The sequence below is a fragment of the Ruegeria sp. B32 genome (genome assembly GCF_025141855.1).
Taxonomy (GTDB): Bacteria; Pseudomonadota; Alphaproteobacteria; order Rhodobacterales; family Rhodobacteraceae; genus Ruegeria; species Ruegeria arenilitoris.
The window spans coordinates 3,061,597-3,076,286 of the sequence record NZ_CP081106.1 but is presented as its reverse complement, the minus strand read 5'-3'; the positions used below and the strand labels follow the sequence as shown (position 1 = coordinate 3,076,286).

The 14,690-nt window shown below is 64.5% G+C and carries 16 protein-coding genes; 12 read left to right on the top strand and 4 right to left on the bottom strand.

Annotated features, from left to right (window positions below; all coding sequences use genetic code 11):
* Positions 1-23: 23 nt before the first annotated feature.
* Entirely contained in the window at positions 24-311 is a 288-nt protein-coding gene (locus K3752_RS15615) for a YggT family protein (protein WP_005980077.1), read from the bottom strand.
* Positions 312-442: 131 nt separating this feature from the next.
* Here K3752_RS15615 and K3752_RS15610 point away from each other — a divergent pair, with 131 nt between their 5' ends.
* The 10 genes from K3752_RS15610 to smpB all read left to right on the top strand — a co-directional run bounded on the left by K3752_RS15610 (position 443) and on the right by smpB (position 8,630).
* Complete coding sequence (locus K3752_RS15610; protein WP_260063741.1) at positions 443-1,810, top strand: MFS transporter; 1,368 nt, start codon at positions 443-445, stop codon at positions 1,808-1,810.
* The gene (mepA, locus tag K3752_RS15605) at positions 1,807-2,670 is read left to right on the top strand and encodes a penicillin-insensitive murein endopeptidase (protein ID WP_260063740.1); all 864 of its coding nucleotides are present in this window, start codon (positions 1,807-1,809) and stop codon (positions 2,668-2,670) included. The genes K3752_RS15610 and mepA overlap by 4 nt, the downstream gene beginning before the upstream one ends.
* Complete coding sequence (locus tag K3752_RS15600; protein ID WP_260063739.1) at positions 2,643-3,527, top strand: esterase-like activity of phytase family protein; 885 nt, start codon at positions 2,643-2,645, stop codon at positions 3,525-3,527. The genes mepA and K3752_RS15600 overlap by 28 nt, the downstream gene beginning before the upstream one ends.
* A gap of 91 nt (positions 3,528-3,618) precedes the next feature.
* Positions 3,619-4,263 carry a queuosine precursor transporter gene (locus K3752_RS15595; protein WP_170539916.1) on the top strand — a complete coding sequence of 215 codons (645 nt, stop codon included), beginning with the start codon at positions 3,619-3,621 and terminating at the stop codon, positions 4,261-4,263.
* Between the two features lie 262 nt (positions 4,264-4,525).
* Positions 4,526-4,945, top strand: a complete 420-nt coding sequence (gene arfB, locus K3752_RS15590) for an alternative ribosome rescue aminoacyl-tRNA hydrolase ArfB (protein ID WP_005980088.1) — start codon at positions 4,526-4,528, stop codon at positions 4,943-4,945.
* Positions 4,946-5,005: 60 nt separating this feature from the next.
* Positions 5,006-5,752, top strand: a complete 747-nt coding sequence (locus K3752_RS15585; RefSeq protein ID WP_260063738.1) for an SDR family oxidoreductase — start codon at positions 5,006-5,008, stop codon at positions 5,750-5,752.
* Positions 5,753-5,834: 82 nt separating this feature from the next.
* Positions 5,835-6,848 (top strand): P1 family peptidase, encoded by a 1,014-nt coding sequence (locus K3752_RS15580; protein ID WP_260063737.1) that lies wholly within the window; start codon positions 5,835-5,837, stop codon positions 6,846-6,848.
* Between the two features lie 112 nt (positions 6,849-6,960).
* The gene (locus K3752_RS15575) at positions 6,961-7,374 is read left to right on the top strand and encodes a cytochrome c family protein (RefSeq protein ID WP_170364075.1); all 414 of its coding nucleotides are present in this window, start codon (positions 6,961-6,963) and stop codon (positions 7,372-7,374) included.
* A gap of 189 nt (positions 7,375-7,563) precedes the next feature.
* Positions 7,564-8,106, top strand: a complete 543-nt coding sequence (gene idi, locus K3752_RS15570) for an isopentenyl-diphosphate Delta-isomerase (RefSeq protein WP_093964071.1) — start codon at positions 7,564-7,566, stop codon at positions 8,104-8,106.
* A gap of 47 nt (positions 8,107-8,153) precedes the next feature.
* Positions 8,154-8,630 carry an SsrA-binding protein SmpB gene (gene smpB / locus K3752_RS15565; protein ID WP_093964072.1) on the top strand — a complete coding sequence of 159 codons (477 nt, stop codon included), beginning with the start codon at positions 8,154-8,156 and terminating at the stop codon, positions 8,628-8,630.
* Between the two features lie 28 nt (positions 8,631-8,658).
* Here smpB and glpK read toward each other — a convergent pair whose 3' ends face one another.
* The 3 genes from glpK to panB all read right to left on the bottom strand — a co-directional run bounded on the left by glpK (position 8,659) and on the right by panB (position 11,897).
* Complete coding sequence (gene glpK, locus K3752_RS15560) at positions 8,659-10,137, bottom strand: glycerol kinase GlpK (RefSeq protein ID WP_260063736.1); 1,479 nt, start codon at positions 10,135-10,137, stop codon at positions 8,659-8,661.
* A gap of 72 nt (positions 10,138-10,209) precedes the next feature.
* Positions 10,210-11,061 (bottom strand): pantoate--beta-alanine ligase, encoded by an 852-nt coding sequence (gene panC / locus K3752_RS15555; protein ID WP_260063735.1) that lies wholly within the window; start codon positions 11,059-11,061, stop codon positions 10,210-10,212.
* A complete protein-coding gene (gene panB / locus K3752_RS15550; protein ID WP_260063734.1) occupies positions 11,058-11,897 on the bottom strand; it encodes a 3-methyl-2-oxobutanoate hydroxymethyltransferase in 840 nt (279 codons plus the stop codon). Before panB ends, panC begins: the two co-directional genes overlap by 4 nt.
* Before the next feature lie 171 nt (positions 11,898-12,068).
* Between panB and K3752_RS15545 the strand changes: the two genes are divergently transcribed.
* Together K3752_RS15545 and K3752_RS15540 are read left to right on the top strand one after the other, a co-directional pair.
* On the top strand, positions 12,069-13,556 hold the full coding sequence (locus tag K3752_RS15545; protein WP_260063733.1) for an ABC transporter substrate-binding protein: 1,488 nt from the start codon (positions 12,069-12,071) through the stop codon (positions 13,554-13,556).
* 53 nt (positions 13,557-13,609) lie between these two features.
* The gene (locus K3752_RS15540; protein ID WP_260063732.1) at positions 13,610-14,671 is read left to right on the top strand and encodes a hypothetical protein; all 1,062 of its coding nucleotides are present in this window, start codon (positions 13,610-13,612) and stop codon (positions 14,669-14,671) included.
* Positions 14,672-14,690: the final 19 nt, after the last annotated feature.

Genomic DNA, 14,690 nt, shown 5'->3' with positions numbered 1-14,690 from the left:
AGTCGGAATCGGGGAACAAGAGGTCAGTAGAAATAGACCGCGTTGTTGATGAGGATGATCCGCAGCGCATAGACCCCGATCAGCACCACCAGAGGCGTCAGGTCCAGACCGCCCATGTTGGGCAGAATGCGGCGGATCGGGCCGTAGATCGGTTCGAGCAGGCGGTTCAGGCCGTACCAGATCTGGGCTACCAGCTGTTGATGCAGGTTCAGGACCTGGAAGTTGATCAGCCAGCTCATGATCACATGGGCCAGGATGATGAACCAGACGATGTCCAGGATCAGCAGCAGGATTTGGATCAGCGACAGCATGAGCACCTCGTTTTCCGTACGGCCTGAGACCTAAGTGCCCAAGCGGCAATAGGCAAGCCCGCAGTCACAGAACGCTTGCGAAATGGCCCAAAGGCCCGTCTTATGAAATCAAAAGCAGGCAAGGGGCAGAGATGGCAGAGATTTCCAAGCGCAGGCGCATCTGGGGCTGGTGGTTTTTCGACTGGGCCAGCCAGCCGTATCACACCCTGTTGGTGACCTTTGTCTTTGGCCCGTATTTCGCCGGTGTTGCGGCTGAATATTACGCAACCGCCGGGATGGATGCCGAAGCTGCCGCCGCGCAGGCGCAGACGGTCTGGGCCAACTGCCTGACGATCACCGGTCTGATCATCGCTTTCGGCGCGCCGCTGCTGGGGGCGATGGCCGATGTCTCGGGGCGGCGCATCCCGTGGATCTTTGCCTTTTCGGTGATGTATGCCGTGGGCTCCGCGGCGCTGTGGTTCACGCTGCCGGACGGGTCGAACATGTGGCTGATGCTGTCGGCCTTCGGTCTGGGCTTCGTGGGGGCCGAATACGCGCTGATCTTCATCAACTCGCAACTGCCCGATCTGGGGGACGACGATGAGGTGGGCGAGATCTCGGGCTCGGGCTTTGCCTTCGGCTATTTCGGCGGGCTGATTTCCTTGGCGATCATGCTGGCGCTGTTCGTCGAGCAGCCCAACGGGAAGACGCTGATCGGGATGGAGCCGCTGTTCGGGCTGGACGCCGGCGCGCGGGAAGGCACGCGTTTCGTGGGGCCGTTCACCGCCGGGTGGTTCATCCTGTTCATGGTCCCGTATTTCCTGTGGGTTCGCGACGATCCTGCCGCCGACAAGAAAGGCAGCGTATCCGAGGCGCTACGCCTGCTGGGCAAATCCGTGGCCGCCTTGCGGTACCGGGTCAGCCTTGCCAGCTATCTGGGGTCATCGATGTTCTACCGGGACGCGCTGAACGGGCTGTACAGTTTCGGCGGCGTCTATGCGCGGCTGGTGCTGGAATGGGACCTGATCAAGATCGGCGTCTTCGGCATCATCAGCGTGCTGGCTTCGGCAGTCTTCGCCTGGATCGGCGGAAAGCTGGACCGGAAATTCGGCCCCAAGCCGGTGATCCTGACCGCGATCTGGGTTCTGATCCTGGTCTGCACCACCATCGTGTCGATGGACCGGACGCAGATCTTCGGCATCGCCCTGCCACAAGGCTCGGGCCTGCCGGACATGGTGTTCTTTGGCTGCGGCATCCTGATCGGCGGGATGGGGGGCATTCTGCAATCGGCCAGCCGGTCGTTGATGGTGCGCCACACCGATCCGGCCGCCCCGGTCGAGAGCTTTGGCCTCTATGGTCTGTCGGGCCGCGCCACCGCTTTTGCGGCGCCTTTGCTGATCGGAATTGCAACAACCGCGACCGGCAGCGCGCGGTTGGGGGTGTCTCCGATCGTCGGGTTGTTTATTCTGGGATTGTTCCTAATGCGCTGGGTCAAACCGGAAGGGGATCAGAGCAGATGATTTTATTACGTTTTTTGGTGTTTTTGGCAGGAATTGCGCTGGCCGGGGCGGCAGGGGCCCAACCGCTGGCCAAGCAGTTGTTCGGGGCTCAGAAGGACAGTTCGCAACAAAAACCGGCCGCTTTCGGCAGTTATTCGCGCGGATGCGCGGCCGGATCGGTGCAACTGCCCGAGACCGGACCCACCTGGCAGGCGATGCGTCTGTCGCGCAACCGCAACTGGGGCCATCCGCAAGCCATCGACTTCGTGCAGGACCTCAGCCGTTTTGCGGCAAAGCAACCGGGGTGGAACGGGCTTTACATCGGGGATATCAGCCAGCCGCGCGGCGGGCCGATGACTTCGGGCCACCGCAGCCACCAGCTTGGCCTGGACATCGACATCTGGATGCTGCCCGGTGACAACATGCGCCTGTCGCGCAAGGCCCGCGAGAACATCTCGTCGATCTCTCTGCGGCGCTCGAACGGGGCCTATGTGAACGGCAACTGGACGAAACAGCACCACGCCATCCTGCGCGAGGCGGCCAAGGACAAACGCGTGGCCCGCATCTTCGTGTTTCCGGGCGCCAAGGTGCAGATGTGCAAGGAAGAAAAAGGCAACCGCGCCTATCTGCGTAAGATCCGGCCCTGGTGGGGGCATCATTATCACTTCCACGTCCGGCTGAACTGCCCGCGCGGCTCGCGCGGGTGCGTCAATCAGGATCCGCCACCCAAGGGTGACGGCTGCGCCGAGGCCGAACAGTGGGTGCGCAACATCCTGAACCCGCCGCCGCCCGACCCCAACGCGCCGCCTCCGAAGAAACGGCGTGAGTATGTTCTGGCGGATCTGCCCCAGCAATGCGCCGCCGTCTTGCAGTCCAACTGATCGCCAGCCTGTTTCTGGCCGGCTCCGCCTGGGCGGTCGAAGTCAAATCGACCGAATATCTGGGCAGCTTTGCATGGCGCGCCGGCCATGACTGGTTCGGCGGGTTTTCCGCCATCCATGTCTCGGATGACGGGCAGCGCGCATGGGTGCTGAGCGACCGCTCCACCCTGGCATCGGTCCGCATCGAGCGGGATGGCGATGAGATTGTCGGCATCCGTATTGTTGGCCACTGGCCGGTTCTGTCCAGCCGGGGACGGATCATGCCCGGCAGCTCGGGTGACTCCGAGGGGCTGGCGCTGGCGCCGGATGGCAGCTTCTACATTTCGTTCGAAGGCGTGCATCGCGTGGCCCGTTATGCCGCGCCCGGTGCCCATGCTCAGGTGCTGCCGCGCCCCAAGGCCTTTGACGGGCTCGACCAGAATGGTTCGTTCGAGGGGCTGGCCATCGACGCGCAGGGTCGCCTGTACACGCTGCCCGAGAAAAGCCGCACGGCAAATGGCGACATTCCGGTCTATCGCTGGAACGGGCGCGCCTGGTCCACGCCCTTCGTCCTGGCGCAGCGGGACGGTTTTCTGCCCGTAGCGGCCGATTTCGGCCCGGACGGGCGGTTCTACGTACTGGAACGCGCGGTCTCGCTGACCGGGTTCCGGTCGCGTCTGCGTCGGTGGCAGATCGCGGGTGATACACCTGCGGCCGAGGAAATCCTGTTCCAGGCCGGAACCGGAACCCATGACAATCTCGAGGGGCTGTCGGTCTGGCGCGACGGGCAGGGGCGGTTGCGGGTCACGATGATCTCGGACGACAACTTTCTGGCCCTGCAGCGTACCGAACTGGTCGAGTATCTGCTGCCGGATTGACACGGGCCGATCCCGGGTCTAGAAGCGCGGCTTGCCTTGGGACGGTCCCTTGGCCAAGTCGCCGCTACCTTGTCAAAACGGGCATCAGAACATGCAACGCAACTTTATCCCCGGCATTCTTGCCATGGCCGCCATCGTCGTGGCCTCGAACATCCTGGTTCAGTTCCTGATCTTTGATGGGCTGTTGACCTGGGGTGCCTTCACCTACCCGCTGGCCTTTCTGGTCACCGACATCATGAACCGCGTCTATGGCGTGGGCCCGGCCCGCAAGGTCGTGTTTGCCGGCTTCGTCACCGGCGTGATCTGCTCGCTGATCGGCAGCCAGATCATGCTGCAGGGCGACGGCTTCACCTACGCCGCCGTGCCGTTGCGCATCGCCGTGGCTTCGGGAACCGCGTTCCTGATAGCGCAGCTGACCGATGTCACCGTGTTCAACGCCATGCGCGAAGGCCGCTGGTGGCGCGCGCCGCTGGTATCCACACTGGTCGGATCGGCGCTGGATACCGCGATCTTCTTCACCATCGCCTTCTCGGCCTCGGTGACCTTCTTCGGCGCCGATGCGGATGCGGCCATCAACTGGGCGTGGGAGCCCGTGCCCTTCATGCTGTCGGGCCCCGAGGCGCCTCTGTGGGTGACGCTGGCATTTGCAGACTGGCTGGTGAAGCTGTCGCTGGCTTTGGTCGCGCTTATCCCCTTCAAGGTGATCGTCGCGCGCCTGACCGCACAGCCCGCGTAAAAAACGCTTTGAGAATGGCACAAGTTGTGTCACCATCCTTTTCAACCGCAACAGATAGAAAAGGAGGTGATCCAGTGTCGAGAAAGAGATTGGAGAGAGGTGTCGGAACAACCGGGGGGACCGCCTGCTAGGGCAGCCCTTGGCGGAGCGCGCGCTCCGGCTGGTCGATTGATCTAACCGGCCCGACCTCCTGAACTTTCGAAGGGCCGTCCCGCCGGGGCGGCCCTTTCTGTTTCCGGGTGGCGCCTGTAAGGTCGCGCCCATGTTGCGCATCACCGACGATATCACCCTGCACGATTGGGAAATGACCGAGAGCTTCATCCGCGCTTCGGGGCCCGGCGGGCAGAACGTGAACAAGGTCTCGACCGCGGTCGAGCTGCGCTTCGAGGCGGCGCGCTCGCCCTCGCTGCCCGATCCGGTCAAGGCGCGGCTGAAACGGCTGGCCGGGCGGCGCTGGACCAAGGATGGTGCAATCATCATCCAATGCGACGAAACCCGCAGCCAGGCCCGCAACCGCGAGATCGCCCGCGCCCGTCTGGCCGAGCTGATCGGCAAGGCGCTGGTCAAACCCAAGCGGCGGATCGCGACGAAACCCACCTATGGATCGGTCAAGCGCCGGTTGGCGGCGAAAAAGGCCCGGTCCGACGTCAAGGCGCTGCGCGGCAAGGTGGCGGAAGATTGATCTGGCATCTTTCCCTGCCGTTGCTAGTCTGACCGCGACAGGCGGCAGGGAGGCAAAGCCATGAGGCTGGAGGGAAAAACCGCAATCGTGACCGGCGGCGCATCCGGGTTCGGGGCCGGGATCGTGCAGAAATTCCTGTCCGAGGGCGCACGGGTGATGATCGCCGACATCAACGGGGATGCCGCGCGTCACATGGCGGCAACGCTGGACCCTCTGGCCGACCACTGCCAGGTGGATGTCGCCGACGGCGACTCGGTCCAGGCGATGGCGGATGCGGCGCTGGACCTCTACGGCCAGCTGGACATTCTGGTGAACAATGCCGGTGTGACCCACCTGCCGACGCCGCTGGAGGAGGTCAGCGAAGAAGATTTCGACCGCGTCTATCGCGTGAACATGAAGTCGGTCTTTCTGACCGCGCGGGCGCTGGTGCCGCATATGAAATCGCACGGGTCGGGGGTGATCCTGAACGTCGCCTCGACCGCCGGATTGTCGCCGCGCCCAAATCTGAACTGGTACAACGCCTCCAAGGGTTGGATGATCACCGCGACCAAGACGATGGCGGTCGAGCTGGCCCCGTCCGGTGTGCGCGTGAACGCCATCTGCCCGGTGGCGGGGGAAACGCCCCTGCTGAAATCCTTCATGGGCGAGGACACGCCCGAAATTCGCGCCAAGTTCCTGTCGACCATCCCGTTGGGCCGGTTCTCGACCCCGCAGGACATGGGCAACGCCGCCTGTTTCCTGTGCTCGGACGAGGCCAGCATGATCACCGGCACCGCGCTCGAGGTGGACGGGGGCCGCTGCATCTGAGCCAGTCCTTCATCTGGCCATTAATACCCCGTCGAAGGCAGCGCGCGCCTGCCCGCTTTCCCGCAGTAAAGGACAAACCCAAATGACCCCCGGACCCAGAAACCTGATCACCGACGTGCCCGGCCTGCTGGTGGGCAATGCACAGGACGCGGCCCTGAAATCAGGTGTCACCGTCCTGACCGGAGATCAGCCCCTGCGGGCCTCGGTTCATGTGATGGGGGGCGCCCCCGGCACGCGTGAGACCGATCTGCTGGCGGCCGACAAGACCGTCGACCGGGTGGATGCGATCGTGCTTTCGGGGGGCTCGGCCTTCGGGCTGGATGCCTGTTCGGGCGTGATGGATGCGCTGCATGCACAGGGTCGCGGGTTTCAGGTGGGGCCGGCTGTGGTGCCGATCGTACCCGGGGCGATTCTGTTCGACCTGCTGAACGGCGGCGACAAGGCGTGGGGTGAAAACCCGTACCGCGCCTTGGGCCGGGCCGCATTTGACGCCGCGGCGGAGACGTTCGATCTGGGCAGCGCCGGGGCCGGAACCGGCGCGCTGACGGCCATGTGCAAGGGCGGGCTGGGCTCTGCCTCGGCGGCGTTGCCTGGCGGCGTGACCGTGGGTGCGCTGGTTGCGGCCAACCCGCTGGGCAGCGTCACCACTCCGGGCGACCGGCATTTCTGGGCCGCCCCGTTCGAGATCGGGGCCGAGTTTGGCGGGCTGGGGCCGGATGCGGCGTCCGGTCTGGGGGACCCCGCGCCCAGCCGCAAGGCCCGGGCGATGGGCCATCCCCCGCCCGACAAGGCCAACACGACCATCGCCATCGTCGCCACCGATGCCGCCCTGACCAAACCGCAATGCCAGCGCATGGCGGTGGCCGCCCATGACGGGATAGCCCGCGCCATCCTGCCCGCCCACACGCCGGGCGATGGCGACCTGGTGTTCGGCGTCAGCACGGGACGGATCCCTTCGGCCGAGGCCGATCTGGCCTTGCTGGGCCACGCCGCCGCCCTGTGCCTGGCCCGCGCCATCGCACGCGCGGTATTCCATGCGAAACCGGCGCCGGGCGACCTGTTGCCGTGCTGGTCAGATCTGCAAAATACGCCTTGAAAATATACCTTTTTGGCTGCGTCAGGTCGCCGCCGCGCGTCAAATTGCGCATTGACTCTGCGCGCGTTTGATACTGGTTAAAGGGCAGCCAATTCATATCGGAGCAACGCCAATGAAACGTATCATCGCGACTGCCATCGTCGGCCTGCTGGCTGTGCCGGCCCTGGCCGAAGGCGACGCCGAAGCCGGTGCCAAGACCTTCAACAAGTGCAAGTCTTGCCACATGATCGCAACGCCCGACGGCGAAGCGATCGTCAAAGGCGGCAAGACCGGGCCGAACCTGTACGGTATCGCGGGCCGTACCGCCGGCACCGAGGAAGGCTTCAAATATGGTGACAGCCTGGTTGCGGCCGGTGAAAAAGGACTGGTCTGGGACGAGGAAAGCTTCGTCGCCTATGTTCAGGACCCCAAGGCGTTCCTGAAAGACTACCTGGGTGAAACCTCGGCCAAGTCGAAGATGACCTTCAAGCTGAAGAAGGGTGGCGAGGACGTCTTTGCCTATCTGCAGAGCGTTTCGGCCGAATAAGCCGCACTTGCCAAAAAATCGGAACAAGTACAAAAGGCCGCAGCCCTGCGGCCTTTCGTGCGCTTGATTGCAACGTCGATCATCGCCAGTTTTGTCGCAGACCAAAAAAACACTGCGCCCAATCCGCCAGCGCATCGCGCCCGGTCGCCGATGCCGCCAGACCGACGCAGTCACATCAGGAGAGGACAGATGGGAATCATGATCCCGGCTTGGGTTCATGGCGAGCTGACACCCGTGGACAAGCTGGAAGCCCACGAAAAAGGGCTCAAGCACAAGGCGGTCTCGGTCTTCGTCGTGCGGGGCACCGAGATTCTGATGCAGCGCCGCGCGCTGGGCAAGTATCACACGCCCGGCCTGTGGGCGAACACCTGTTGCACCCATCCCGACTGGGACGAAAACTCCTCGGACTGCGCCGTGCGCCGCCTGCGCGAGGAGTTGGGCATTACCGGGCTGTATCCGGAATACCGGCACCGGCTGGAATATCATGCGGATGTCGGCAACGGGATGGTCGAGAACGAGGTCGTGGACGTGTTCTTGGCGCATGTGCGCGGGCCGCTGAAGATCGAGCCCAACCCCGATGAGGTGATGGAGATCCGCTGGATCGACTACCACGATCTGCTGGCCGAAGTGCGCCGTCACCCCGAACGGTTCACCCCGTGGCTGAAGATCTATCTGCACAATCACGCAGACACGATCTTTGGCCCCGACCTGATCATCTCGGCCAAATCCTGACGCGCCCATCTTGCAAGGGCTGACGAAGCCGCATACATCACGGCGTCATGGCCAAGCAGAAGACAGACCCCAACTACAAGGTGATCGCCGAAAACCGGCGGGCCCGCTTCGATTACGCGATCGAAGAGGATATCGAGTGCGGCATCGTGCTGGAAGGGTCCGAGGTCAAGTCTCTGCGCGCGGGCGGGGCGAACATCGCCGAAAGCTATGCCTCGGTCGAGGATGGCGAACTGTGGCTGATCAACAGCTACATCGCGCCCTACGAGCAGGCCAAGGCGTTCAAGCACGAAGAGCGCCGCCGGCGCAAGCTACTGGTGTCCCGCAAAGAGCTGTCGAACCTGTGGAACGCCACGCAGCGCAAGGGCATGACGCTGGTGCCGCTGGTGCTGTATTTCAACCACAAGGGCCGGGCCAAGCTGAAGATCGGGATCGCCAAGGGCAAGAAGATCCACGACAAGCGCGAAACCCAGGCCAAGCGCGACTGGTCGCGCCAGAAACAGCGCCTGCTGAAGGATCACAGCTGACCCGGGCTGCGCCGCGGGTCAGAGTGGATCAGAACGCCATGGTGGCCTGCACCGCCCGTTTCCAGCGCGCATAGGCCGCTTCGCGGTCAGCCTCGGGCAGGATCGGTTCGAACCGCTGGTCCAGCGCCCAGGTGTCGGCAAATCCGGCCTGATCGGGGTAGACCCCGGCCTTCATCCCCGCCAGCCAGGCTGCGCCCAGCGCCGTGGTTTCCTGCATCACCGGCCGGTCGACCGGCGCGCCCAGAATGTCCGACAGGCCCTGCATCGCCCAGTCGGAAGCGCTCATCCCGCCATCGACCCGCAGAATCACGTCCGCGTCGGCGCCCCAATCGCCCTGCATCGCGTGCCACAGGTCGCGGGTCTGGAAGGCGATGCTTTCCAGCGTGGCCCGTGCGATCTCGGCCCGGCCCGAGTTGCGGGTCAGGCCGAACATGGCGCCGCGGCAGTCGGGCTTCCAATAGGGCGCGCCCAGCCCGGTGAAGGCGGGCACCAGCACCACATGCTGGTTGGGGTCGGACTGCGCGGCCAGTTCGCCGCTTTGCGGGGCCGAGTCGATGATCTGCAGCGCGTCGCGCAGCCACTGCACCGCCGCGCCCGCGATGAAGATCGAGCCTTCCAGCGCATAGGTCCGCTGACCGTCCAGCTGATAGGCGATGGTGGTCAGCAGGCGGTTTTTCGACTCCACCGGCTGCGTGCCGGTGTTCAGCAGCGCGAAACAGCCGGTGCCATAGGTGGATTTCATCATGCCCGGCTGGAAACAGGCCTGCCCGATCGTGGCGGCCTGCTGGTCACCGGCCACGCCCAGAATCGGGATCGCCCCGCCGAACAGGCTGGTCTGGCCGAAATCGGCCGCGCAGTCGCGCACCTCGGGCAGCATCGACAGCGGCACGTCCAGAAGATCGCAGATCTCGGCGCTCCAGTTGCCTTTGTGGATGTCGAACAGCAGGGTGCGCGCGGCGTTGGTGGCGTCGGTGGCGTGGACCTGGCCCTCGGTCAGGCGCCAGATCAGGAAGCTGTCGATGGTGCCAAACAGCAGCTCGCCCGCCTCGGCCCGGTCGCGCGCGCCGGGTACGGTGTCCAGTATCCATTTGACCTTGGTGCCCGAGAAATATGGGTCGAGCAGCAGGCCGGTCTGGGCGGTCACGTCATCCTCGCAGCCCGCGTCGCGGAACCGCTGGCAGATTTCGGCGGTGCGGCGGTCCTGCCAGACGATGGCGTTGTGGATGGCCTTGCCGGTCGTCTTGTCCCAGACCACGGTGGTTTCACGCTGGTTGGTGATGCCGATCCCGGCGATCTGGTCGGCCGTGACGCCCACCTCGTCCATCACCTGCCGGCAGACGTTCATGACGCTGTCCCAGATTTCCTCGGGGTCGTGCTCGACCCAGCCTTCCTGCGGGAAATACTGGGTGAATTCCCGCTGTGCGGTGCCTACGCGCTGCATCTGCGCGTCGAACAGGATCGCGCGCGAGGACGTGGTGCCCTGATCGATTGCCAGAATATAGGTCATGCCCGTGCTCCCCCAGGTCGTCATTTTCAGGGGACCTTAGGCGATTGGTCGGGGCCGTTCCAGACCCCAGTTTCAGGCCACAGGCACGTCGATATTGTCGATCAGCCGCACGCCTTCCAGCCAGGCGGTGGCGAACAGGCGCGCGGGGCGGGTGGCAGCGGTCAGCGGCGCAAGCGTTTCGGTGCAGCGCAGGTCGAAATATTCCACCTCGGAAAAGCCCGCCGCCAGCAGCGTGTCGCGGGCCGGCCCCACCAGATCCGCGAATGCGGCGCCCTGCGCCAGTTGTCCGGCCATGTCCTGCATCACCGCATGCATCCGCGCCCCGGTCGCCAGCCCCTGGTCCGACAGGCGCAGATTGCGCGAGGACATCGCCAGCCCCGAGGGCTCGCGCACGGTGGGGCAGCCGATCACCTCGATCGGGATGTCCAGATCGCGGGCCATGCGCTGCACGACCATCAACTGCTGATAGTCCTTTTCCCCGAAATAGGCCCTGTCTGCCTGCGTCTGCAGGAACAGTTTTGCCACGACGGTTGCCACGCCGTCGAAATGTCCGGGGCGGAATTCGCCCTCCATTACGTCGGTCAGGCTGGCGACGGACACGGTGGTGACGAACCCGTCCGGATAGATCTGGTCCGGGTCGGGGACATAGATCGCATCGACCCCCAGCGGCGCCAGCTTGGCCGCGTCGTCCTGCTCGGTGCGCGGGTACTTGGCCAGATCCTCGGGGTTGTTGAACTGCTTGGGATTGACGAAGATCGTCACGATCACCCGGTCGCAATCGGCCCGCGCCGCCTGTGCCAGCGACAGGTGCCCCTGATGCAGCGCGCCCATGGTGGGCACCACGCCGACGGTCTGGCCCGCCCGGCGCCAGGCCCGGGTCTTGGCGCGCAGCTCCGAAAGGGTGCGCAGGATGGGCGCGGTCATGCCTTGCCCCCCTTGGCAGGGGCCTGATCGGCAAACACATGTTCGGCCGCGGGGAAGGTGCGGGCGCGCACCTCGGCGGCGTATTCGGCGATGGCGGCCTCGGCCAGCGGGCCCAGATCGGCATAGCGTTTGACGAATTTCGGTTTGAAGGCCGTGAAAAAGCCCAACATGTCGTCAACCACCAGGATCTGACCGTCACAGCCGGCCGAGGCTCCAATGCCGATGGTGGGGATGGGCAGCTCGGCGGTGATCCGGTCGGCCAGACCCAGCGGAACCTTCTCGAGCACGACCGAAAACGCCCCGGCCTCGGCCACGGCGCGGGCGTCGGCCAGCACCGTCTCGGCCTGTTCGTCGCGGCCCTGCACCTTATAGCCGCCCAGCGTGTTGATCGATTGCGGCGTCAGACCCACATGCGCCATCACCGGGATGCCGCGCTTGACCAGAAAGCGGATCGTCTCGGCCATCTCGTCCCCGCCTTCCAGCTTGACCGCGCCGGCGCCGGTCTCGGCCATCAGCCGGGCCGCGTTGCGGAAGGCCTGCTCGGGGCTTTCTTCATAGCTGGCAAAGGGCATGTCGATGACCATCATCGCCGTCTCGAGCCCGCGGGCGACGGCCTGACCGTGCAGGATCATCATCTCCATCGTCACGCCCAGGGTCGAGCTCAGCCCGTGCAGCACCATGCCCACGCTGTCGCCCACCAGGACGAAGTCGCAATGGGGGTCCATCAGCCGGGCCATCGGCGTGGTATAGGCAGTCAGGCTGACCAGCGGATCGCCCCCTTTGCGGGCGCGGATATCCTCGGCATTCGGGGCTGTCTTGCGGGCGGTGGCGCTCATGCTCGCTCCTCGCGGGGTTCATGTTGCAGCGCGGCATAGCAGATCGGCAGGGGCCAGAGAAACCCCGGTTGCGCGAACATTTCCTTGAATGACCCAAGGTTTGCAGGGACATTATTACCGTCAGGGCCGCGTCATCCGCCGCCCGTCCGCACATTCTGGGAGGGAATTTACATGACCAAGCCGTTCTTTCGCACCTTTGCCGGCGCCATGGCGCTGGGCGTGGGGCTGCTCGCCTCGCAGGCCATGGCCCGGTCGGACATCACCATCGCCATGCAGCTGGAGCCACCGCATCTGGACCCGACCAGCGCTGCCGCACAAGCTATCGATTCGGTCGTCTACACCAACGTGTTCGAAGGGCTGACCCGGTTCATGGGCGATGGCTCGGTTGTGCCCGGGCTGGCCGAAAGCTGGGAGATCTCCGAGGACGGAAAAGTCTATACCTTCACGCTGCACGATGGCGTCACATTCCATGATGGCACCACGATGGATGCCGAGGACGTGAAGTTCAGCCTCGACCGCGCCACCGCCGAGGACAGCGCCAATGCGCAGAAGGCCCTGTTCGCCGGGATCGAAAGCGTCGAGGTCGTGGACCCGCTGACCGTCAGAATCACTCTGGCGGAACCCAACGGCAATTTCCTGTTCAACCTGGCCTGGGGCGACGCGGTGATCGTGGCGCCCGAAAGCATCGAGGGCATCAAGACCAACCCGGTGGGCACCGGCGCCTACAAGTTCGCCGAATGGGTCCAGGGCGACCGCATAACCTTGAAGCGCAACCCCGATTACTGGGGTGACCAACCCGCGTTGGAGCAGGCCACGTTCAAGTTCATCTCGGACCCCACCGCCGCCTTTGCCGCGATGATGGCCGAGGACGTGGACGTGTTCGACAATTTCCCCGCCCCCGAGAGCCTGCCGCAGTTCGAGGCCGACCCACGGTTCCAAGTGCTTGTCGGCTCGACCGAGGGCGAGACCATTCTGGCGACCAACAACAAGAAGCCGCCCTTCGACGACGTTCGGGTACGGCAGGCGCTGGCCCACGCGATCGACCGTCAGGCCATCATCGACGGCGCGATGTTCGGCTACGGCACGCCGATCGGCACGCATTTCGCACCACACAACCCGGCCTATGTCGATCTGACCGGCCTGTCGGCGCATGACCCGGACAAGGCCCGCGCCCTGCTGGCCGAGGCCGGGTTCGCGGACGGGTTCGAAACCACGCTGCACCTGCCGCCGCCCTCCTACGCCCGCCGCGGGGGCGAGATCGTGGCCGCGCAGCTGGCCGAGGTCGGGATCAAGGCCGAGATCATCAACGTGGAATGGGCGCAGTGGCTGGAAACCGTGTTCAAGGGCAAGGATTTCGCCCTGACCATCGTCAGCCATACCGAGCCGATGGATATCGGCATCTATGCCCGGCCGGATTACTACTTCCAATATGACAACCCGGACTTCCAGGCCCTGATGGCGACGCTGAACGCCACCACCGACCCCGATGAACGCACCCGCCTTATGGGTGAGGCGCAGCGCATGATCGCCGAGGATTACGTCAACGCCTATCTGTTCCAACTTGCCAAGCTGGGCGTGGCCAAGGCCGGGGTTCAGGGCCTGTGGGAAAACGCGCCCACGGCGGCCATCGACCTGACCGCGATCAGCTGGGCGGAATGAGCCTTACGGGTCCGCCCGGCGGGCCTGTTTCCCCATATTAGGGTCTGTTTCAGATGACACGTTGCCTGGTTTCGGTGTTTTTCTTCATGGTCGCCCTGACCCTGTCGGGGCCTTTGGGTGCGCAAGGGTTGTTTCAGGATGGCCACAGCGCGCTGTTGGGCACCCCGGAGAACCCGGTCGAGGTCGGCGTCGGCATCAAGATCGACCAGATCACCTCGGTCGATCAGAAGGCCGAGAACTATGGCGCCGTGGTCGTGCTGCGGTTTGAATGGAGCGATCCGGCCTTGGCGTTCGATCCGGATGAACTGGGCCGCGATTTCCGCGTATTCGATCCGCCGGCCTTCGTGCGCCATGCGGCCGCACTGGATGCGGTGGTTCCGGCCTTCGTCATCCACAACCAGCAATCCAACCGCTGGGTGCACGAATCCGCGGCCGCGCTACGCCATGATGGGCATGTGACCTTTGTCGAGAAATCCTCGCTGACGCTGCAGGCGCCGCATTTCAACTTCCTCAGGTTCCCCTTCGACACGCAGGAGTTCCATTTCGAGGTCGTCTCCGTCTTTCCGTCCGACTTCGTGCATTACTACGCGCTGGACCAGTTTTCGGGGCTGGGCGACACGCTGGGCGAGGAGGAGTGGATTCTGGGCAACGCCCGTATGCTGGCCTCGACCACGACCGGCCTGTCGGGCAACGAAAGCGATCAGGTGTCGCTGGTCTTTCAGGGCAAGCGCCACCTGACCTACTATGTCATCCGGGTGTTCCTGCCCATGCTGGTGCTGGTTCTGGTCGGCTGGGCGCTGTTCTTTCTGGACGAATACCGCAAGCGGATCGACATCGCCGGGGCCAACCTACTGGTCTTTGTCGCCTTCAACTGGGCAATCTCGGCCGATCTGCCCAAGCTGGGCTATCTGACCTTTCTGGATTTCATCCTGCAATGCATGTTCCTGATGACCGGGGCGCTGGTGGTGTTCAACGTGATGCTGCGGCGGCTCAAGGTCTCGGGGCGCGAGGACACGGCGCGCAAGCTGGACAACTACGCGATCAAGTGGATCTATCCGCTGGGCTATGCCGCGATCGTGGGCTACGCGGTCTGGGCGTTTCTGATGCAGTCCTGACGCGCTGTGCCGCTGGACC